21 protein-coding genes are annotated in these 21772 nt (G+C 39.7%); 9 read left to right on the top strand and 12 right to left on the bottom strand.

The annotated features are described in order from the left end of the window. Positions 1-202: 202 nt before the first annotated feature. The 3 genes from HW120_RS08795 to HW120_RS08785 form a co-directional block, all read right to left on the bottom strand. Positions 203-1585 carry a di-heme oxidoreductase family protein gene (locus tag HW120_RS08795; protein ID WP_177733273.1) on the bottom strand — a complete coding sequence of 461 codons (1383 nt, stop codon included), beginning with the start codon at positions 1583-1585 and terminating at the stop codon, positions 203-205. 143 nt (positions 1586-1728) lie between these two features. Next, a complete protein-coding gene (locus tag HW120_RS08790; protein WP_177733271.1) occupies positions 1729-2823 on the bottom strand; it encodes an imelysin family protein in 1095 nt (364 codons plus the stop codon). A gap of 30 nt (positions 2824-2853) precedes the next feature. Beyond that, the gene (locus HW120_RS08785) at positions 2854-4212 is read right to left on the bottom strand and encodes an autotransporter outer membrane beta-barrel domain-containing protein (RefSeq protein WP_177733269.1); all 1359 of its coding nucleotides are present in this window, start codon (positions 4210-4212) and stop codon (positions 2854-2856) included. A 103-nt stretch (positions 4213-4315) separates the two neighbouring features. Here HW120_RS08785 and HW120_RS08780 point away from each other — a divergent pair, with 103 nt between their 5' ends. From HW120_RS08780 to HW120_RS08750, 7 genes are all read left to right on the top strand, one after another. Continuing rightward, positions 4316-5707, top strand: coding sequence for an HTTM domain-containing protein (locus HW120_RS08780; RefSeq protein ID WP_177733267.1), 1392 nt, complete (start codon positions 4316-4318; stop codon positions 5705-5707). A 138-nt stretch (positions 5708-5845) separates the two neighbouring features. After that, a complete protein-coding gene (locus HW120_RS08775) occupies positions 5846-7204 on the top strand; it encodes a GEVED domain-containing protein (protein ID WP_177733266.1) in 1359 nt (452 codons plus the stop codon). A 9-nt stretch (positions 7205-7213) separates the two neighbouring features. Then, positions 7214-7648: a thioredoxin family protein gene (locus HW120_RS08770; RefSeq protein WP_177733264.1), complete on the top strand. Its 435-nt coding sequence runs from the start codon at positions 7214-7216 to the stop codon at positions 7646-7648. Continuing rightward, a complete protein-coding gene (locus HW120_RS08765) occupies positions 7645-8640 on the top strand; it encodes an FAD:protein FMN transferase (protein ID WP_177733262.1) in 996 nt (331 codons plus the stop codon). Before HW120_RS08770 ends, HW120_RS08765 begins: the two co-directional genes overlap by 4 nt. Then, on the top strand, positions 8637-8843 hold the full coding sequence (locus tag HW120_RS08760) for a DUF4266 domain-containing protein (protein ID WP_177733260.1): 207 nt from the start codon (positions 8637-8639) through the stop codon (positions 8841-8843). The genes HW120_RS08765 and HW120_RS08760 overlap by 4 nt, the downstream gene beginning before the upstream one ends. Before the next feature lie 3 nt (positions 8844-8846). Further along, the gene (locus HW120_RS08755) at positions 8847-10343 is read left to right on the top strand and encodes a DUF3570 domain-containing protein (RefSeq protein ID WP_177733258.1); all 1497 of its coding nucleotides are present in this window, start codon (positions 8847-8849) and stop codon (positions 10341-10343) included. Positions 10344-10387: 44 nt separating this feature from the next. Continuing rightward, a complete protein-coding gene (locus tag HW120_RS08750) occupies positions 10388-10993 on the top strand; it encodes a hypothetical protein (protein ID WP_177733256.1) in 606 nt (201 codons plus the stop codon). A gap of 50 nt (positions 10994-11043) precedes the next feature. On the opposite strand, the gene HW120_RS08745 is transcribed toward HW120_RS08750, so the two are convergent. The 3 genes from HW120_RS08745 to prfA form a co-directional block, all read right to left on the bottom strand. Further along, positions 11044-11841 (bottom strand): ABC transporter substrate-binding protein, encoded by a 798-nt coding sequence (locus tag HW120_RS08745; RefSeq protein ID WP_177733254.1) that lies wholly within the window; start codon positions 11839-11841, stop codon positions 11044-11046. A gap of 225 nt (positions 11842-12066) precedes the next feature. Further along, entirely contained in the window at positions 12067-12885 is an 819-nt protein-coding gene (gene pyrF, locus HW120_RS08740; RefSeq protein ID WP_177733252.1) for an orotidine-5'-phosphate decarboxylase, read from the bottom strand. 130 nt (positions 12886-13015) lie between these two features. After that, on the bottom strand, positions 13016-14089 hold the full coding sequence (prfA, locus tag HW120_RS08735) for a peptide chain release factor 1 (protein ID WP_177733249.1): 1074 nt from the start codon (positions 14087-14089) through the stop codon (positions 13016-13018). A 107-nt stretch (positions 14090-14196) separates the two neighbouring features. Here prfA and HW120_RS08730 point away from each other — a divergent pair, with 107 nt between their 5' ends. Both HW120_RS08730 and HW120_RS08725 read left to right on the top strand, forming a co-directional pair. After that, positions 14197-14691, top strand: a complete 495-nt coding sequence (locus HW120_RS08730) for an SRPBCC family protein (RefSeq protein WP_177733246.1) — start codon at positions 14197-14199, stop codon at positions 14689-14691. A 14-nt stretch (positions 14692-14705) separates the two neighbouring features. Then, positions 14706-15224: a DUF6265 family protein gene (locus HW120_RS08725; protein ID WP_177733244.1), complete on the top strand. Its 519-nt coding sequence runs from the start codon at positions 14706-14708 to the stop codon at positions 15222-15224. 35 nt (positions 15225-15259) lie between these two features. On the opposite strand, the gene HW120_RS08720 is transcribed toward HW120_RS08725, so the two are convergent. From HW120_RS08720 to HW120_RS08695, 6 genes are all read right to left on the bottom strand, one after another. Next, positions 15260-17569, bottom strand: coding sequence for a hypothetical protein (locus HW120_RS08720; protein WP_177733242.1), 2310 nt, complete (start codon positions 17567-17569; stop codon positions 15260-15262). Beyond that, complete coding sequence (locus HW120_RS08715) at positions 17529-18557, bottom strand: hypothetical protein (protein WP_177733240.1); 1029 nt, start codon at positions 18555-18557, stop codon at positions 17529-17531. Before HW120_RS08715 ends, HW120_RS08720 begins: the two co-directional genes overlap by 41 nt. 117 nt (positions 18558-18674) lie before the next feature. After that, positions 18675-19292 carry a DUF6705 family protein gene (locus HW120_RS08710; protein ID WP_177733238.1) on the bottom strand — a complete coding sequence of 206 codons (618 nt, stop codon included), beginning with the start codon at positions 19290-19292 and terminating at the stop codon, positions 18675-18677. Between the two features lie 201 nt (positions 19293-19493). Next, on the bottom strand, positions 19494-20117 hold the full coding sequence (locus tag HW120_RS08705) for a DUF6705 family protein (protein WP_177733236.1): 624 nt from the start codon (positions 20115-20117) through the stop codon (positions 19494-19496). A 201-nt stretch (positions 20118-20318) separates the two neighbouring features. Then, the gene (locus tag HW120_RS08700; RefSeq protein WP_177733234.1) at positions 20319-20939 is read right to left on the bottom strand and encodes a DUF6705 family protein; all 621 of its coding nucleotides are present in this window, start codon (positions 20937-20939) and stop codon (positions 20319-20321) included. Positions 20940-21142: 203 nt separating this feature from the next. Beyond that, positions 21143-21763, bottom strand: a complete 621-nt coding sequence (locus HW120_RS08695) for a DUF6705 family protein (RefSeq protein ID WP_177733232.1) — start codon at positions 21761-21763, stop codon at positions 21143-21145. Positions 21764-21772: the final 9 nt, after the last annotated feature.

The following is a 21772-nucleotide window of genomic DNA, read 5'->3' as shown; positions in this document are numbered from 1 at the left end:
TCGGAAAGAAAAATCTTTAAATATTCTTAGAAATCTAAATTTTTAATTATCAATAACATACAAATAACATTCTGTTAACACTTGGGCTAAAAAAAATGTCGGACATTTGCAGAGTAATAAATGATTTCTCATTTGGTTAGGGTTAGTTAAAAAAAGAAATGCCGGTGCTTCTCATCACCGGCTTTTTTATTTTATCTATATCTTATAATGAATTCAAAAAGGCTAAAAGAGAAGCTCTTTCTGATGTGGTGAGCTGTTTGAACCTTTCTTTAGGCTGCTGGGCTTCACCACCGTGCCACAATATGGCTTCCGTTATATTTCGCGCTCTTCCGTCATGAAGGAAATTGGTATGCCCGTTTACCAGCTCCGTTAATCCGATTCCCCATAAAGGACGTGTTTTCCATTCTTTTCCATTTGCCAGGAAATCCGGCCGGTTATCTGCTAAATCATCGCCCATATCGTGCAGTAATAAATCGGAATACGGGAAAATTGTCTGGTTGGACAAGGCCGCAATGGTATGATATCCGGTAACCTGTTTCGGCGTGTGGCATTTTGCACAGCCAATACGGTCAAAAATCTTAGCTCCTTCTCTTACCGGTTTGTTGTTTATATTACGCGGTGCCGGAACGGCTAACGTTCTGCAGTAAAGCGCCACCTGGTTTAAAACATCATTATTGATTTCCGGATCGTCGTTCAGACCGTCCTGCCCGTTGGACTGATTGTAACCGGTTTCGTTAGGAAAGACCGGATTCGTAATCCCCATATCTTCCACATAAGCCGCCGCACATTGTACCAGTATGGTTCCGGTATTGGCTTTCCAGCCAAATCTTCCCAATACGGTTTGCTGCAGTTTCGGATCCCAGACAAAGTTTGCTTTCCCGGAAATCCCGTCACCATCGGCATCATTAACATCCTGTAAAGCGAGGATATTGGCTTCCGGTATGGCTTCCAGTAATCCCAATCCGAAAACCGGAGTTCCGATTCTTGGGGACAGCATCATGTTTGCCGGTAAAGGAATATAAGGATTCACCAGGGTTATTGTCGGTTTTCGTAAGGTTATAACGGTACCGTCTGCCAGTGTTTCCGTTTTTTCCGTAAACACAACCTGATAGGCTGCTTCCGGTGTGTAACCAAACAAGGCCTGGTTTTGAATCTGCAAGCCGAAGCCCGGTGCCGAAAGCGGTCCGCCGTGACTGTCCATTCCCGGAATACTGGCTCTGACCAGCAATCCGCTTCGGTTGTTAATCATCACCGGAAAGGCCGAACGTCCGTCTCTGGGATGACAGGCAATACAGGAAGAGTTATTAAAAATAGGTCCTAAACCGGGATTCACATTTGCCGGAGCTGTTACAAAAACAGCTTCAAACTGTACATCACCAGCCAAATGTATTCCTAAACTTTCGGCATCAAGATTGGGCGCCGGAGTACTAAACGCATTACTTGTCGCTAAAAATACGGTCGTACCGCCACCTGCCAGTAACCGATCGTTTAAATCGGGAATATCTTCATAAACATCATTGTCACTATTATCGCAGGAAAGGAAAGCGACACTCAAAAAACTTAATACTAGGTATTTTTTTATCATTATTGGTATAAATTAGAAAATACCCCACTTAATAAATAAGTGAGGTATTAAAAAGACATCATAATAATAGTCGCAGGTATTCCTCAATCCCTGAGCCTATATTATAACAGTCTTATTTATAGTTACTATGGCAATACTATTCGTTAATTATTAATTAGCGGTAATAACTGAGTCTGTAATAAATTGAATAATTCATTTACTTTTTCCTGAGCATTTTCCACTGCCGGTCTGTTGTTATAGATCGCATCTGTAAACGATACCGGGATGGCTTCAATTGCTGTAATTGCCTCACTGATCTTCGCTTTGATAGTAGCATCCAATTGTGGGTTTCTAGCCGCAACCACATCGGTAAGTCCTTTACCGTCTATAGCATTATAATCTCCTAAATAAACATTCTGAACGCTACGGATGTTGTCTGCAAAATCCAATAATGAATTTTTACTGAAACGTGATTCTTCAGCCTGTGGCGAAACTCCTTCTCCGTTAGGACCGTTTAAAGGCTCCTGGATTTTAGTATTGGCAACCTCATCGGCAATTGTGATGATTCCATGTACAAATTCTTCTAACGCCGCTTTCTGTGACGGGTATTTCACATTATTAGCATTTCCGGCTGTTAAGAAGTAAGCTACATAATTTCCGGCAGAACTGCTCCATCCGTTAATTAATGTTTGTGTATTGTTCTGTAAATCTTCAGCAGCAGCTTTAAGGTATTCAAATTCTCTTGCTGTAATCTGAGCAACGGTTTTAGTTCCGTTTTCTCCCCATAATAAAAACTCTATAAGGTGAAATCCTCTTGCTTCCGGGTTAGATGCAATAACGTTAGCAGTGATTGGCTGGCCACTGGACAGGATGTTGTTCATCGCTTCCACATCTACCGGCCAGGTATCCATGGCAGGATCCAAACCTCCGTTACCAAGTGCATCATCTGCTACCGGTCCGTATAAAAATCCTTCCGATTGTTCCCATGGTTTTCTGGTTGCGCTCCATGCTAATCTTGCAGCAGCAAGATTATCCTGAGTTGGTGCAGCTGCTAAAGTGTTAATAGCTGTTCTTAACGCCGTTGCTCTTTGGTTTAGTGTTTTATATGTTTCCACTACAACGTTAGAGGCAACATTACTAATTACATTTGAATATAATGACGCATTCGGGTCTACATAATTTGTGTCGTCGTTATTACTGCAATTTACTAATGCTAATGCCATTGCAATAAATCCTAAACTTAAAACTCTTCTTTTCATTTATAAAATATTTGTGTTAGTAATCTGTTTTTAGAAGGAGAAACCAATACCGGCAGAAAATGTATTTTCCTGTTGTTTCTCTCCTGTATTCAATGCGGTTACCGGATCAAACTGATACGAACCTAAATTTCTGTTCTGATAATGTGCTTTTAACACGATCTGCGGGTGTACAAACCAGTTGAATCCTCCGGTTATAGCACTTCTTTCCCATCTTGGTTTTTTAACAACGTTTCCTTCCACTCCATGCATCGTATCGTAGTAATCGTATCGCATAAACGGATAGAATTTTTGTTTGGTCGTTTTGTTGAAGAAATGCAGGATCTCGTATCCGGCTTCTGCCGAAAATCCTAAAACACTTTTTCCTACCGGTGTTCTTTTCACCCCTAAGTTGTTTGATAAACTGGCGTTCTTTCTGGAAACGATATTCGAGTTTTCAAGATTTCCGTATAAGATAATGGAATTGAAACGCAGGTAATCTTCGTCATAAGTGATATGTCCTTCAAAAATGGTTACATAAGCCGTTTCTTTCATGTCGTTTTTCGGTCTGTTTGCAGCCGCATCGTTAATATAGGCTGACGCTCCGAAATAGGTATTTTTATGGGTTCCGAATTTGTAGTCCAATCGGGCTGTAAATGCCCAGCTTTCGCCCACAGACATTTCAAAACGCTGCTGGTATCCTTCTTTGATCCAGCCTCTTGAGCTAAATCCTGAAGCGTCTAAACCATTGGTAACGGACACTTCATATTTGAATCTTTTTTTCCAGAAGGTTCCGTGGAACTGTACCCCATTTTCATACCATCCCAAAGGAAGGATTTCGTTTTCCATTTCCTGACGGTGTGTGGTAAAATAGGAGATCGGACGGTCTAAATCCTGAGCAAGTCCAAAGTGGATCTTCATTCTTCCCACCCGCACATTGAAGTAAGGACGAACGGCCAGGTTGATGTGGATCTGCTCGATCTTCACTTCTCCTCCGGCTTCCACTTCTTTTTCATATTCTCCGGCTTCTTCCTGGGTATCCAGCTCTACTGTGGAACCGGTTCCGCCGTGTTCAAATTCTATTTCCGATTTAAAACTGATCCAATCATTGAAATTGTATCCCAGGTATAAATTAAGGCGTTCCGCATCAAATTTATCTTTCATTCCCAAATCGGTATCGTAACGTCTGTAGTTGTAATAGTTAACAACTCCGTATCCGCTTAAAGTAAACTTACTCCAGTCAAAAAGGGTTTTATTTTCTTTAATAAAATCGGCTTTAACCTGTTGTTTCAGTTCTTCTCTCAACTCTTTTTTTATCTCCTCCTTAAGCTTCTTAACGCTTACAGAGTCAACGCTTTGCGCGTATCCGTTAAAAGTAAAAATGGCTAGTAATAAAAGTAATATTCGGTTCATGTAATTTTGAAATTTTCGGCAAAGCTATATATTTATTTTTAATAAGTCTAAATAAGTTCATTATTTTTTTAACTTTGCCCTAACTTTTATTTAAGCTTTTTTTATGTTAAAAGAGTCCGAATCCGCTAACAATACGCTTCTCAGCATTTTCATTTCTTTAAAAAAATACCTGGAAAACCGTTATCAAAAATGCCGTTCTGCCTTATTCACCCCGATTGATAATTCGCAGTTAATTCTATTCCGGATAGTTTTCGGAATACTGATTTCATGGCATTGCATCCAGTGCATTATGAACGAATGGGTAAGACGCAATTTTATACTGCCCACCTATACTTTTTCCCATATCGGGATGGAATGGCTGCAACCGCTGCCGGGAGAAGGCATGCATTACTATTTCTATTTTATGGCACTTTTGGGTGTTTTTATTTCCATTGGTTTATTTTACCGCTGGAGCCTCGGCCTGTTTACCCTTTTATGGGCAGGTGCTTATTTTATGCAGAAAACAGCCTATAACAATCATTACTATTTGTTATTGCTGGTTTGCATTATCATGCTGTTTCTCCCTGCCAATGCTTCCCATTCTGTAGATGCCAGACGAAATCCGGACATCCGCAGCAATACGGTTCCTTCCTGGTGCATCTGGGTTATGATCCTGCAAATCGCCATTGTCTATTTTTTTGCTACAGTCGCTAAACTCTATTCCGGTTGGCTGGATGGCAGTTTTACCAAAGGGATGCTGCACAAAAATGTCATTCCGCTTTTAGAAAATTTATACAACCAGCAGTGGTTTTATCTGTTTATTGCCTATGCCGGAATTTTATTCGACTTATTGATTGTGCCGGCATTGCTATGGCACAAAACCCGGAAATATGCCTTTATGGCTTCGCTGTTTTTCCATTTGTTCAACAAATTGCATCTGGGCATTGGTATTTTCCCGTTTATGGCATTGTCCTTTTCGATCTTTTTCTTTCCGCCGGAAACCATCCGAAAACTGTTTTTCCGGAATAGAACTGCTGTTGAAAAGACACCACTGAAACCCGATTACGGAAGAAAAATAGTGCTGTATTTCTTTATTCCGTTTTTTATCTTCCAGGTTTTATGCCCTTTGCGGCACTGGGTAATTAAAGGCGACGTACTCTGGACCGAAGAAGGACACCGCCTGAGCTGGCGGATGATGCTGCGCAACCGCAGCGGCTATACCAAATTTTTAGTGGTCAATAACGAAACCGGAAAGCAGCATTATTTCAAGCTGAAAAAACTGCTTACCAAAAAACAGATCCGCGGGATGCAGACCAAACCGGATATGATCTGGCAGACAGCCCAAAAAATCAAGGAACACTATCAGCTAAAAGGAAAAAAAGTGAGTATTTATATCGATTCAAAAGTGGCTATTAATAAAAAGCAGCTCCGAAGGCTTATTGATCCCAATGTCGATTTTGCCAAGGCAGAATGGAATTACTTTTCTCATAATGAATGGATTCTATTATACGATTAATAGCAACAAAACACTCTAAAATCCGAAAAACCTTGAACTATTCTTAAAAAAAGTAAAAAAACTTGGAACAAATACTAAATAAAATTAGTAGTATTGCACTCTCTATTTAGATTTAGTATAAATAAAAATAACTTACTCATGAATACAACTTTACGCGCCATTTTCTTTTTAACATTCTCCCTGTTGGGTCAAAATAGTATCCTGCAGGCGCAGACAATTACCATTGGAAATGAAACGAGCAATAATATTACCAACGACGCTCCACTAAACGCCGTTTATGAAAAATCTGCCAGCGAAAGTGTTTACCTATCCAGTGAAATCAATACTTCCGGGACTATAACCGCACTATCGTGGCAGCACAGTTCGACTTTTAATGCCGCTGCGACGAACAATCTGAAAGTTTATTTAAAGTTATCCAGCCTCAACAGTTTACCTACCGGTGCTGTGGGAACTACCGATTTTACAGGCTATACCGAAGTCTATTCCGGCAGCCTTCCGGCAATCGCTACTGCGGGCTGGAATACAATAACGCTTAACACACCGTTTGCATATAATAAAAGTGCGGGTAACCTGTCGGTATTGGTTGTCAGAGATGCCGCTACCAAAGACGATAACAACTATCCGCGTTTCAGAGCAACAACAACCAACCCGAATTATTTGTCCCGTAAATACAGCAATGGAGTCAACTTTTTTAACCCTACTGCCCAGCCGTGGACCAGTACGACGAGCATGGATCGTTTTTTCTACCGTCCGAATCTTCGTTTAACGATGGCCACAACGGTAAGCTACTGCCCTATCGGGAACAACAACAGCTGCCTGTATGGCGGAACGTTAACGAACGTTACCTTTGCCGGAATTAACAATACCACCGAATGCAGCCAGGACAACTATTCGTATATCGACTATACGCAGGCGGTTAATGGCGCCCAGGTTACCAAAGGGACTGCCTATACTTTAAGCGTAACCGTTGACAATCCGGGAAATAGCGGCGGCGTGGGTGCCTGGATCGATTTTAATAAAAATGGTATTTTTGAAAGCTCGGAGTTTTTTAGTTTAGGAACGCAAAACAGCAGCAACAGTACTGTTTTCAGCAGTGCAGCGATACAGATTCCGGCAACGGCACAAACCGGAACCACCCGGATGCGAATCCGTTCGAAAAGATTAACCGGTGTTACTGCTGCAGAATCTTGTGAATTCATTGGCAGTGCCCGCGGAGAAGTAGAAGATTATACGGTAAACATCGCCGAACAGCCTATGGGAGTATCGGATTTTGATAAAACTGCCGTAAAAATTTACCCGAATCCCACTGCAAATGTTGTGACCATTGCATCGTCAGAAACAATAAAAACCATTTCCGTATACACACCACTGGGTCAGCAGATCATATCGGGCAAAGAAAATCAAATCGATTTATCGGCTTACACCCAGGGAATCTATCCGGTTAAAATTGAATTTGAAAACGGACAGATCCAGTTTAAAAAGATTATTAAAAAATAGTTTATTACCATGAAAATTACCTGCCTGCTATTGCTGTTGAGTACGTTTAGTTATGCACAGCACTGGGAAACAAATTTTGAAGAAAGTAAAAAAAGTGCTGCTGCAGAAAACAAGAATATTATCCTGGTTTTCTCCGGTTCCGACTGGTGTGCGCCCTGCATCAAATTAGACAAGACCATCTGGAGTTCGGAAGCTTTTCAAACAGAAGCAAAAACCAACTGGGTACTGGTAAAAGCCGATTTTCCGAAGAAGAAAACCGCGGCACTTTCCGAAACCCTTAAATCCCAGAATGCCTCTCTGGCAGAACAATATAATAAAGAAGGCCATTTTCCGCTGGTTGTGGTTTTGGATAAAAACGGAAAAGTACTGGGAAAAACCGGTTACAAAAACGTTAATCCGGAAGAATACATCAAATTATTACACACTTTAGAAAAGAAAATATGAAACGGTTAATTCTTCTTTTTTGTCTTTTCAGCCTCACCACCCTTTCTGCCCAGATTGCCCAGAAAAGAGTTGTAAAACTAATGGGAAGCCGGTTTGACATTACCATAGTTGCCAAAGATGCTCCAACGGCAGATGCCTACATCGATACCGCTGTTGCTGAAATTACGCGAATTGAAAATCTTATTTCCGAGTGGATGCCGCATACGCAGGTTTCCCAAATCAACCAGAATGCCGGAATCAAACCCGTAGTGGTAGACAAAGAGCTGTTTGATCTGACCGAAAGGGCCATTGGTTTTTCAAAACTAACGGACGGTGCTTTCGACATCAGCTTTGCCGCTGCCGATAAGATCTGGAAATACGACGGCAGCATGACCGAATTGCCTTCGCCGGAAGCCGTTAAAGAATCGGTAAAAAAGATCGGCTATCAAAACATTATCCTGGACAGGGAAAAGAGTACCATATTCTTAAAACTTCCGGGTATGAAAATCGGTTTCGGTTCTATCGGAAAAGGCTATGCAGCCGATAAAACCAAGGATTTCATGATGGCTAAAGGTGTTGTCGCCGGTATTATTAACGCTTCGGGCGATATGAATACCTGGGGAAAACAGCCGGATGGCAAAGAATGGACCGTTGGCATTACCAATCCAATGAATAAAGACCGTGTTTTTGCTGTTTTTCCTTTAACAAACAGTGCCGTGGTAACTTCCGGCAATTATGAAAAATATGTCATGCTCAACAACAAACGCTATTCCCACATTATCGATCCCAGAACCGGTTACCCGGCTACCGGAATTGCCAGTGTGACGGTATTTGCCAAAAGTGCCGAAATGGCTAACGGTCTTTCAACTTCCGTAGTGGTACTGGGCCGCGAAACCGGAATGAACCTGATCGACCAGATTCCGCAGGTAAGTGCCGTAATTGTTGACGATGCCGGAAAGGTTTATTATTCCAGGAATGCCCATATTAAGAAATTAAAAAAATTACGTAAATGAAATTAACAATACTCTGCTTGTTGTGTCTTGTTTGTTATTCCTGCAATACCGTTAAGGAATATGAAAAGCAAAACATCAATGATCCCGATATGAAACTTTCTGCCCGTTCGTCCGAACGATATGAAACTAATTTTCAAATTTATCGCGAAGGCGCTTCCGGTGCCAATGGCGGAAAAACAGGAGGAGGCTGTGGCTGCAATTAAACCATGAAAAAAATTCTATTTATTACAAGCCTTTTTTATCTTACCTCAGCAAATTCACAGGAAAAAGACAGCACTGCTGTTTATAAAAAAAGAGTTTTAGAAACAGCCGAAATCGAGTTTTTAGGAAGTTATTACCAGCAGGACGGAAAACATTCCCCTGTGGGTGGCGGTATTGGTAGTGAAGAACTAAAAGATTACACTTCTAATATTGTATTGTCCATTCCGGTGAGTGATGATGGTGTTTTAACCATCGATGCCGGTTTTTCGGCCTATACTTCTGCTTCTTCCAGCAACATCAATCCTTTTGTTAGTGACGGTTCTTTTACAACCACGACCAATAACAACAATACGGGCGCTTCACGAAGTATGAATTCCAACACGCCGTATACGAATAAAGACGATGATTACTACAATACAACAACAACTGTTCCGGCACCATACGGAAGTCCGTGGATAGAATCGACCGGTGCTTCGCGCAAGGATGTTTTAAAAACACTTTCGGCGAGCTACAGTCACAGTTCCGACAACCGTAATACAATCTGGAATGCGAATGCCAGCGTTTCTAAAGAATATGACTACCAGTCCTTTGGCGTTGGCGCAGGCCTTGCGAAGCTTTTTAACGATAAAAACTCGGAGATCAGTCTGAAAGCCAGTGCCTATTTTGACAAATGGTATGCTATTTATCCAACAGAGCTGCACGAGTATTCTTTATACGGGATGCATTTCCAGAATAGCGGCTACTTTAAAGGAGTAAACATCCTGGACGAATACGGTATGGCCACAACGAATTACCTGCCGAAATCCTTCCATCCTTTTTCAAACGAGAAAAGAAATTCCTATTCGATGTCTTTAGGGTTCTCGCAAGTACTGACCAAGAACCTGCAGGCGTCCGTATTCATGGATCTTCTTTATCAGGATGGTTTACTTTCTACACCTTACCACCGTATTTATTTTGCCGATAAGGCGAATTACTATATCGGACAACCGCGTTATATCCCTATTTATGATAGTCCGGGGAATGTTGGTGTTTTCAGATTGGCGGATGATGTGGAGCGACTGCCGAAAACCCGTTTTAAGGTTCCTGTGGGCGCCCGTTTGAATTATTATATCAACGAGAAGTTTGTCGTGAGAAGTTACTATCGTTACTATGCTGACGATTGGGGACTTGAGGCTCATACTGCCAGTATTGAAATTCCGTACCGCATTTCTGAATATTTCACCATACTGCCGATGTACCGTTTTTATACGCAAAAAGGGGTTCGCTATTTCGCTCCGTTTGAAAAGCATTATTCGTTCCAGAAGTATTATACATCCGACTATGACCTGTCGTCATTTGACAGCCATCAGTACGGAATCGGGTTAAGCTATTCGGATATCCTGACCCGTGCCCGGGTCCTGAAATTCGGATTAAAGAATATTGATTTCCGCTACAACCGGTATGAAAGAAGCGATGCTTTAAAAGCCGATATCTTTTCACTGGGGATCAAATTTGTACAATAAATACTAACCAAATAATTTATCAATTAATTTAAATGTTATCTCTTATGAAGAAAAAACTATTTTTAATGTTAACCATTATTACGGCTATTACTTTTTTTAGCTGTAACAAAGATGAAGATACTGTTGCGTTGCAAAGCAATCCGATTATCGGGACCTGGAAGCTTGTTGAGGAATACAGCAACAATCAGTTAGTTGTTTTAAACAACTGTAACCTGCAGGAAACCTATATTTTCGGAGAACAACAATTCACACACGAAGCGTATTCCAATACCGGAAAAATGAAATTTGACGATTCATTGGCTCAAAAAGGCGGAGACGATGATGATGACGATGATCACGGCGGCAGCGGTGGAGACGACGATGATGACGATGACGATCACGGACCGGTTAATCCAAATCCAGGTAACGGAGGCGGTGACGACGACGATGATGACGATCACGGCGGTAACGGAAGCGGAACTTGTGTACTGGCTGAAACAGTTATCGGTTACTGGGCAAATGTAGAAAACGCTTACCACCTGACCAGTACCAACATCACAGACACTAAAAATATTATCTTTACCGATAACGGGAATAAGTTTTACTATGAAAAAACTACTACTGTTAACGGTGTGACCGTAACTAAAAAATATGTTTTCAAAAGACAATAATCATAATTGCCTGTAAAAAAAAAGCTGTTTGAAATTCAAACAGCTTTTTTTTATGCTATCCTGCCGTGCAGTTGTTTGAAATATTCGAAGGCTTTAACGAGGCGGCTTCCATACCACGAAAACATTTCACCGTCTACAAAAACGGTTTTGGCATGATGGGTAAACCTGCCGATCTCAAAAGCGTGCTCGTCCTTAAACGGATACGGCTCCGACGAAAGAAAAACCAGATCCGGATCGCCTTCCAGACGAATCTTTTTCAGTTCGACTTCCGGATAACGTCCTTTACTTTCATAAATATTATGGAAGTTATTCAGCTTTAATAATTCATTGATAAAATTATCGGAACCGGCCGCCATATACGGATCTCTCCAAATAAAATAGGCCGCTTTTTTGACGGGTTTGTCTGCTATGAACCGTTTGAAATCTTCGTAGGCATAATTGGTTTTATCGATCCATTTCCGGGCATCGGTACGTTTATTGAACAATTGTCCGAAGTCGGAAATCATTTTTAAATTGTCTTCAATCGTAATAATATTGGTCACCCAAACCGGGCAGATTTTAGACAGCTCCTCCACTATTTCCTGGGTATTTTCTTCTTTATTGGCAATAATGATATCCGGTTCGAGTAACCGGATCTTTTCGGCATGTACTTTTTTAGTACCGCCAATGATCTTTTTGGTTGCTTTTAAATGGTACGGATGGATGCAGAATTTTGTTATCCCGACAATATTTTCCTCTAACCCTAATTCGAAAAGTAATTCTGTTTGCGAAGGCACCAGAGAGATTATTCTTTTGGGAGTGGTTTCAAAAGAATGCAGCGTTCCTAATTGATCTGTGAACATTTTCATAGTGCAAAAATACAAAAAGCGCTATCGTTGTAATGAAAAATCAGCCTGAATGGAAAACTTTTATTTTGGTTTTCGGGACTATTTGTGTTTATGGGTATTGGCCGCTAAAAACAAAAAATGGTTGTCTTAAATCAGGAACCGGGAATGGTTGCGGTTTTCCCCATTTGCTTCAACCCTGTTTTATCCGACAGATGAAATACAGGGTTGAAACCTTATAAGGTAATTTTATTTTGCAGCCAGGATGGCTTGCATTTCCTGTTGCATTTTTAGTGCTTCGGCTCTGGCTTTTTCGGCAAAATCGGCCCCGTCTGAAGCATAAATAATACCGCGTGACGAATTGATCAGTAAGCCTACATTGTCGTTCATACCGTATTTACATACTTCCGAAAGGCTGCCGCCCTGTGCGCCAACTCCGGGAACTAATAAAAAACTATCCGGGATGATCTTTCTGATCTCCGTAAAATATTCTGCTTTGGTTGCCCCAACCACATACATCAGGTTACTGCTGTTCTTCCATTCTTTGGAAGTTGCAATTACTTTTTTATACAGCTCTGCGCCATCCACCATTTGGGTCTGGAAATCAAAGGCTCCTTCATTGGACGTTAAGGCCAGCATTATCGTGTGTTTGTTCTCAAAAGCTAAAAACGGTTCCACACTGTCTTTCCCCATATATGGCGCCACGGTTACACTGTCGAAATTCAGATCTTCAAAAAAAGCTTTTGCATACATAGACGACGTGTTACCGATATCTCCTCTTTTAGCATCGGCTATTGTAAAGATGTCCGGATACTTTTCGTTAATATAACGGATTGTTTTTTCCAGTGACTGCCAGCCTTTAATTCCGTAAGCTTCATAAAAAGCTGTATTCGGTTTGTAGGAAACGGTAAGATCGTGTGTGGCATCGATGATTGCTTTATTGAATTCGAAAATAGGATCTTCCATCGCTAAAAGGTGCTTTGGAATTTTATTCAAGTCGACATCCAGGCCCACGCACAGGAATGATTTTTTTTGTTGAATCTGCTGAATTAGTTGTTGTGTTGTCAAAGTAGTGTGTTGTTTATGATTACTGGCAAATTTCGGAAAGTTTCAGAAAGCTGCCAAAAGGTTAAAAAAAATGCCACACTTAGATTGTTCTTCCGTGTGACATTTTTTGATAGTATTGCATTTAAAAAAATTAAAATACTTCGCTTTCTTTTAATTTCTCGGTGTTGCTTACCAATTGTAATTCGTCGATTACTTTCTGGATGCTTCCGTTCATTACCCCGTCCAGATCGTATAATGTTAATCCGATTCTGTGATCGGTAACACGTCCCTGCGGATAGTTATAGGTACGGATTTTAGCAGAACGGTCACCGCTGCTCACCTGTGAGTTACGTTTTTTAGCATCTTCTTCCTGTTTCTTTGCCAATTCCATTTCGTATAAACGGGAACGCAATACCGTTAGTGCTTTATCTTTATTTTTATGCTGCGATTTCTCATCCTGACACTGTGCCACCAAACCGGTTGGAATGTGTGTCATACGTACAGCCGATTTTGTTGTATTTACCGACTGACCACCAGGACCTGACGAACAGAAAAAGTCAATACGCACATCATTCATATCAATCTGTACATCAAATTCTTCTGCTTCCGGAAGTACCATAACGGTCGCTGCCGAAGTGTGAACACGTCCCTGAGTTTCCGTTTGCGGAACACGCTGTACACGGTGAACACCTGCTTCAAATTTTAAAGTACCATACACATCTTCTCCGGTTACTTCAAAAATAACCTCTTTGAATCCTCCCGAAGTTCCTTCGTTCATATCCACTACAGATGTTCTCCATCCTTTACCTTCACAGTATTTGGTATACATACGGAATAAATCGCCGGCAAAAATACTGGCTTCATCTCCTCCGGTACCGGCACGGATCTCCACCATTACGTTTTTAGCATCTTCCGGATCTTTCGGGATCAACAAAAACTTGATTTCTTCTTCAAGTTCCGGTAAGCGTTCTTTTGCTTCATCCAATTGCAATTTGGCCATTTCTACCATTTCCGCATCAGAACCGTCGGCAATTATTTCGTTCGCTTCCTTAATATTCCCGTCAAGATTTACATACTCATCACGTTTTTCAACCAATGCTTTTAAATCCTTGTATTCTTTATTTAACTGTACATAACGCTTCTGGTCGGCAATAACATCCGGCTGGATAATTAAGTCCGAAATCTCATCAAAACGTTGTTTTACTATTTGAAGTCTGTCTAACATCTTTGTTTCTCCTTTATTGGAGTGCAAAATTACAAAAAAATCCGTTTAGTTTCTAACAGTAGCCCTGTAGATTTTTTTTATACATTTGAAATTAAAATCAAGCGGTTATGGAAAATTTCGATTGGACTACATTCACGATAAGGATTGCCATAAACACTACTATTTCAAAACTTTATGCTGCCTGGACACAGGCTTCCGAAATAGAAAAATGGTTCCTGAGCAATGCCAATAATTTCGATCCCGACGGAAATATCATCGCTAAAAACATCCCGGTTCAAAAAGGGTTTCGCTATGAATGGAACTGGTATTTGTATGATGTCATGGAGATGGGAACATTTACCGAAGCCAACGGCAGGGATGCCCTTCAGTTTACCTTTGCCGGATCGTGCCAGGTTGCGATCAAACTTACCGACCACAAAGAATATGTACTGGTCGAGCTGACTCAAAAAGACATTCCAACAGATGATCATTCCAAAAAAGAAATCCGTTTGGGCTGTCACAGCGGCTGGTCCTTTTATCTGGTGAATCTGAAATCCGTTTATGAAGGCGGACTGGATTTAAGGAACAGGAATCCTAATTTAAAACCAATGCTCAACAACTAAAAACCCCGATAATTATGGCTAAAAAAAGTATCACACTGGCGGCAATCGCAATAACGGCTCTGGTGGTTTCCTGCCAGAAAAAAGAAAAAACGGAAACCACAGCCCCGGAACCCGCAGCAAAAACCTATGCCCTGATTGACAAGGCTTCCTGGCTGGTTGGCGAATGGGGCAATACCTCCAAAGAAGGTGTTTTAACCGAAACCTGGACCAGACTAAACGACAGTACGCTAACCGCACAGACCTACTTTGTGGCGGGTAAAGACACCGTTCATACCGAAAGTGTTGTACTGGAACAAAAAATGGACAGTTTGTTTTATATCCCTACCGTTAAAAATCAAAACGACGGCAAGCCGGTTACTTTTAAATTGACCAGCAGCACGGATCAGCTTCTTGTTTTTGAAAACCCGAAACATGATTTCCCGCAGAAGATCACGTATAACAAGATTACAAACGATAGCCTGGTCGCAGCAATTTCCGGAATGAAAAACGGAAAAGAAAGCAAGGAAAGTTATCCGATGAAGAAAAAATCATAACCACAAAAAACGCGTCATAAATGACGCGTTTTTTGTTAGCGGCGTGCTTTGAAATAATCCTCAAAGAAAGAACAGTCGCTGGTTAACGATGTATAATCGTCACTGTAATTATTCTTTAAATCGGAATAATAGCGGTTCTTACCCAGAAGATAGCTGTCATAATCCTTTATGTCCGAGCCATAACGATCCGGATAACGATAGGCCAATCTATTCTTTTCACATCTCCCGATCATTCGCAGACACAACGCTTTATACTTCCGGGTTTTAGCGTTTTCCAGTGCCAGCCTGTAATATTTTTTAGCCAGATTGCATTCGTAATATTCCGATTCATCTTCCAGTATGCTGTGATTGCCGCTGCTTGACCAGGAATAACGCCGCATCATCCAGGCATTCCCATATTGCGTCATGTTGTAATAGCAATTGGCGGCCAGAAAATAATAATAGTCCCGGTTTTGCTCTGCCGGATTATCTGCTTTATTGAGATACCTGATCAGCTGCCGGGTTATACTGGTCTTGGTGAGTCGCATCGAATCTTTTACCGCAATAAATTTCGGGGTATAATTCAATTCATAAAATGGATTTTTGTCAAACACATTGCTGTAATCCCAATAACTAGCTGTTTTTTCCCAGGCTGTATATTTTTTATCCCAAAAATCCTGCGTTACTTTTTTAAAACCCGCCAGGGCAGCAGCCAACTCATTCCGGCGGATGTATTTTGTACCGAGCAAATCATACAAGCGGGGTATTTCCTTTTGCAATCCGTTATATTTCCAGGCAGAGAAAACGTCCTTTTTATTTCGGTTAGCCAGTATATCGCCTATCAGTTCTTCCAGTTGTTTCGGAGTATACATGACATTCACATAATCAAAATAATTGTCATAAAAATCGAAATAGGTATCCCCTTTGTTCTTTTGTGTTTTCCAAACCACCTCCGAACCGTAACGATCACCATTCCCTAATCGGGTATATAGCAAAGCGGCATCTGTTGTATTTCCTTTATATTCTAACTCCCTGCCCAAAGCAAAAATAAATTTCTGGTTGTCTTTATTCTTAAGAATGATTGTTTGTACTTCTTCCGGAATAACAGCCTTCCCGTTTGCCTGATTTGCGGTGAGATTTAATGCCTTTAGCAGCGTTAACTGTTTTAACAGGGCTGCATTCGATTTATTTTCCTGAGCCAATTGCCCGATCAGTACCAAACTTTCCGAATAGTCTTTCGTGATAAAAAGCAAATGTGCCTTAGTGGTTTTCCAGAATACGGCATCTTCAACCTTGTTTATATTCACGGTATTGACAAAACGCAAAACTTTCCGGGCATAGTCCCTGTCGTTTTCAACCCTTTTTAAAACAATTTTCACGGAATTCTCTTCCCAAAATGACGTTACGGACGGACTGAACAAGGAATAATAAGGCGTAAAAATCCAGTCTTCAATTTTGTTGACTTCCCGCAATAAAAGAAAATTCATCGCTTCCGATCTGGGATTGTACCGGTATGTTTTTTCCAGATTTTCCAAAGCTCTGTCGTGTTTTAAAATACCGGCTAAAAAATAAACACTTGCTTTTTCCTGGTTTGTTGCAGCATATTTCAAAACCTGATCAATAGGAACAGTTCTATTATATTGCTGGGCAATCATAAAACGTTTGTCCGGGGCATTTTCAAAAACCCTGGCGGCATAAAAATTAGCCAGTGCCTTGTCTGTTTCAGCCAAAGTTCTGAAATACAAACTCCAGTAGTTCAGAATATCCTGATTGCCCTGATTCTTAAACACGGTATCATACAACTTCCGGATGGTTGCAAAATCCTTATTGTAAAAGGCCAGCCGAATGGCTAAAAAAGTATAGCGGCGTTTTATTTCATTATTCGCAACCTGCTTAGACAGCCGGATGGCTTTGTCGATCTGTTTGGTCCGTTCCGGCAATATTGCTCCCGAGCGGCGTTCCCAGGGATCATCCAGCCAGGTGTTAAAAAACTCACAGCTCTTGGCAAATTTCAGGTAATTGATTGCTTCCCAATCCTGCTGCCGGTGCAAATACTGCAGCATTTTATTATCATTCCCGATCGTTTTATCTCCATACAAAACCTCCCAGACAGCCGAAGCAGGAACTTTATGGTTGCAATACCGCAACCACAACACCTCATTAGGCGATAATTCTGCTTCTTCCTCTTCATATAGCGCTTTTGGCTTAAACGAATCCGAAGAATAATTAAATTCCGAATAGCCGTAATAACGGAAAACATTCGGATTAAAGAATGAAAAGCGCAGTTCTTCTCCGTAAGGATAAAACCCGCAGGCAAAAAGCGGTTTACTGACTAAAATCAGAATAAAAAGCAGAAAGTTCTTCATCGCTGCAATTGCTTAATTGTTGTTCGTCTAAATGAAAAAGGGTCACTGTGGTAGTCTTATCAAAGGCCACATTCTTTTTGATAATCCGGATAGCCTGCCGGATCGTTCCGGCAGTAAGTTCTTCCAGTTTAACCCGGTCGCCCATCCGCAGATACATATCTTCCACAACCGTATCTTTCGTAATTTCATACCATAACGGTTTTACAGGTTTCAGTATTTTCTTTACCGCTTTAATATCGGTATAAACCACTTTTGAAAACTGATTGTTCTGGTATACCTGCAGCCAGGAATAAACCGGTAACGCAACGTCCAGATGCAGCGGATATTTCTTTTTAGCAGGCAAATAGCTTTTTAATTCCTCAAGGTCCAGTATCGAATTTTTACGGGAGCTTTCCAGCGGATTAATCAGGTTATAACACATTAACGTCACTTTATCCACCGGAGGCACACCCATTTTATCAGGGTATTTATACGGATACAGGCGCAGCGTACAGCTGATCTGTTTCCCGGAAAGGGATTTGAGTTTCTTTAAAAAATAGAAATAATTGTCCTTCGTTTTTAAAGTCCAGTCACAGTCCATCTGGTATTCCTTAACTTCCGGCTGCTTCCCGAATCGTTCCTTACAATATTTCTCAATCAGGAAATGAACATTGTCTGCCAGTGTATCCAGACTTCCCTTACTGCTTTGACTGAAAACTTTGTTTTTCAGGTAAACCGTCGGAATAATATGCAGATTGCCTTTGGGCATTGAAAAATTCAGATTGGTTTTTGAAACCGGATAATTTCCCATTTCATTGCTATTGTCAACTTCAAAAAATTTGACGTATAATTTTTGTACCTGTAGCTTTTTAACAATCGAATCCTCCCTGTCTGAAAAATACCCATCATAACTTTTCCAGTAATAGAACGCTTTTTCCACATTTTCAATCTTGTGCTGACATGACAAAAACAGCAAGGCAGCCATTCCTGAGAATATAACATTTTTCATTTTAGCCTGTATTTCTTTTTAAGATAAATCCGTATTAAAGTTATGTTATTTTCTGAATGTATTAACAACAAAAAAAGCCTGTTTTAATATTTAAAACGAGCTTTTTTTATTGTTATTTTAATTCACTTTTGTTAGTGTTATGTTAGTGGGTATCGTAAAAGTGCTTGGCTGGCCTAAGCCACGCATTCCCATAGGTAAAGTTACCTCCCATTGTGCTGTATCAGGATTGGCCGGATTGATTATCATTTCTAATTCTCCTCTAACTCCTGTTGGGTATGAAGGATTTAAGACACCGGCAACATCAAATACTTGTCCTGTCATCTTATAATTCTCTAACGCTTTACCCGCAATAATAATTGTCGACCATGGGGTGACTGAATTACCTATGTTTTTTTCAGATGTATAAATAACCTGTTCATTTGGCTGCCCGTAATTCTGAACTAATTTATAGTGTCCGCATAATTCATCTATATAAAACTTCGGATTTTCATTGATGTAGCTGGCTTTCGTTTCTTTCCAAAATCTTATAACAAAAGTTTGGTTACCGTTTTGGTAAATCCAGGTTCCGATAAATGGAGTAAAATAATTGTTTACATCCTTATAGTAATAAATAATTAGAGAACTCTTTTTTAAATTAGAGTTGTAAAATTGTCTTATGTCCACTGTTTTCTCTGTCTGTGCGTAAGAAAAAAAGACTGTAAACATTAATAAAAAAAGGTATACTATTTTTTTCATAATATATGAGTTTAACGGGATTAACTTATCTCATACTAAACGGATATATAATCACTAATTAAAAATATGTCTATATGATATAACACACAATACCTAACAGCAATTAGGTCAACTGTAACAAACAAATTGCGGCAATATCGTCATTGAATAGTAGTCCCAAAAAGTATATAAAGCCCGATAAAACTTCCCGGATTTTTTATGTTACTGATTAACTTTTGTTAGTGTTACGTTAGTCGGTATCGTAAAAGTGCTTGGTTCGTCTGAGCCACGCATTCCCATAGGTAATATTACTTTCCATTGCGCTGTGTTCAGGTTAACTGGGTTTATTTCCATACTCAACTGCCCTTTTACACCTAAAGGATAAGCAGGATTCACTACTCCAGTAATATCATAAACGAAACCACTCATCTTATATGGCTCAATTGGCTGATTTCCCATTACAATAGTTTCCAAAGGCATTGTTGAATTTCCTATATTCATTTGAGAAGTATAAATTAGCTGTTCGTTTGGTTGCCCGTAATTTTGAACTAATTTATAATGTCCTCTCAATTTGTCAATATAATATTTAGGTGGATTATTAGGATATCCCGGGATTTTTTCAACTTTCCATAAAGTTAAAATAAAGGTTTGATTCCCGTTTTGATTAATCCAGGTTCCAATAAATGGGATGAAATTGTTGTCAATATCTTTATAGTAGTATGTAAAAAAGGGACTTGGCTTAAAGTTTGAATCAAAATATTGTCCGATATTTTCTATTTTTTCCTGTTGTGCATAAGAAAAAAAGACTGTAAACATTAATAAAAAAAGGTATACTATTTTTTTCATAATATATGTGTTTAACGGGATTAACTTATCTCATACTAAACGGATATATAATCACTAATTAAAAAATATGTCTATGTGATATAACACAAAAACCTGATAGCAATTAGGTCAGATGTAACAAACAAATTGCAGCAATATCTTCATTGAATAGTAGTATCAAAAAGTATATAAAACCCGATAAAACTTCCCGACTTTTTTATGTTACTGATTAACTTTTGTCAGTGTTATATTAGTGGGTATTGTAAAAGTGCTTGGCTGGTCTAAGCCACGCATTCCCATAGGTAAAGTTACCTCCCATTGCGCCGTATTAGGATTAGCCGGATTGATTATCATTTCTAATTCTCCTCTAACTCCTGTCGGGTATGATGGGTTTAAGACACCAGCCACGTCAAAAATAGTACCAGTCATTTTGTATGGTTCCGTTGGTTGGTTGGACATAACAATTGTTGGCCACGGCGTTATTGAATTTCCTACATTTTTTTGAGAGGTATAAATTAGCTGTTCATTTGGCTGCCCGTAATTTTGAACTAATTTATAATGTCCGCGTAACTCATCAACATAGTACTTTGGATTTGTATCTGGGTAGCCAATTTTTGTTTCCTTCCAAAAAAGCATAACAAAAGTTTGGTTTCCGTTTTGGTAAATCCAGGTTCCGATAAATGGGGTAAAATAGTTATTTATATCCTTATAGTAATAAATATAAAAAGGACTTGTGTTAAAATTGGGGTTGTAATATTGTCTTATTTCCTCAATTTTTTCCTGTTGCGAATAAGAAAACGTGGTAATAAACATTAATAAAAACAGGTATACTATTTTTTTCATAATATTATGTGTTTAACGGGATTAACTTATCTCATACTAAACGGATATATAATCACTAATTAGAAAATATGTTTATGTGATATAACACACAATACCTAACAGCAATTAGGTCAACTGTAACAAACAAATTGCAGCAATATCGTCACTAAATAGTAGTACCAAAAAGTATATAAAACCCGGTAAAACTTCCCGGCTTTTTTATGTTACTGATTAACTTTTGTTAGTGTTACGTTAGTGGGTATTGTAAAAGTACTTGGCTGGTCAGAAAGACGTATACCCGGCGGTAATTTAACTTTCCATTGCGCCGTATTAGGATTAACTGGATTAATTATCATCTCCAATTCTCCTCTTACCCCCAAAGGATAAGCAGGATTCACTACTCCTGTCACATCATAAACGAAACCACCCATCTTATATGGTTCAATTGGCTGATTTGCAGTAACTATAGTTGACCAAGGCGTAATGGAATTACCAATGTTTATCTGTGAGGTATAAATTAACTGTTCGTTTGACTGCCCGTAATTTTGAACTAATTTATAATGCCCTCCCAATTCATCAAGATAATATTTTGGGGTTTCATTGAGATAAGCATTTTTAGTTTCCTTCCAGAAGTTAATAACAAAAGTTTGGTTCCCGTTTTGATAAATCCAGGTTCCGATAAATGGCGCGAAATAATTATTAACATCTTTGAAATAATAGGTAAGAATCGGACTTCTCTTAAAATATTGATTGCGAAAATTTTTCATTTCCTCAATTCGTTCTTGTTGCCCATAAGAATAAACGGTAGTAAGCCCTAATAAAATTATATAGAATATTTTTTTCATAGTATAAGT

This window comes from Flavobacterium inviolabile, from assembly GCF_013389455.1.
In the GTDB taxonomy this organism is placed as follows: domain Bacteria; phylum Bacteroidota; class Bacteroidia; order Flavobacteriales; family Flavobacteriaceae; genus Flavobacterium; species Flavobacterium inviolabile.
This window is presented reverse-complemented; position numbering and strand designations above follow the sequence as displayed.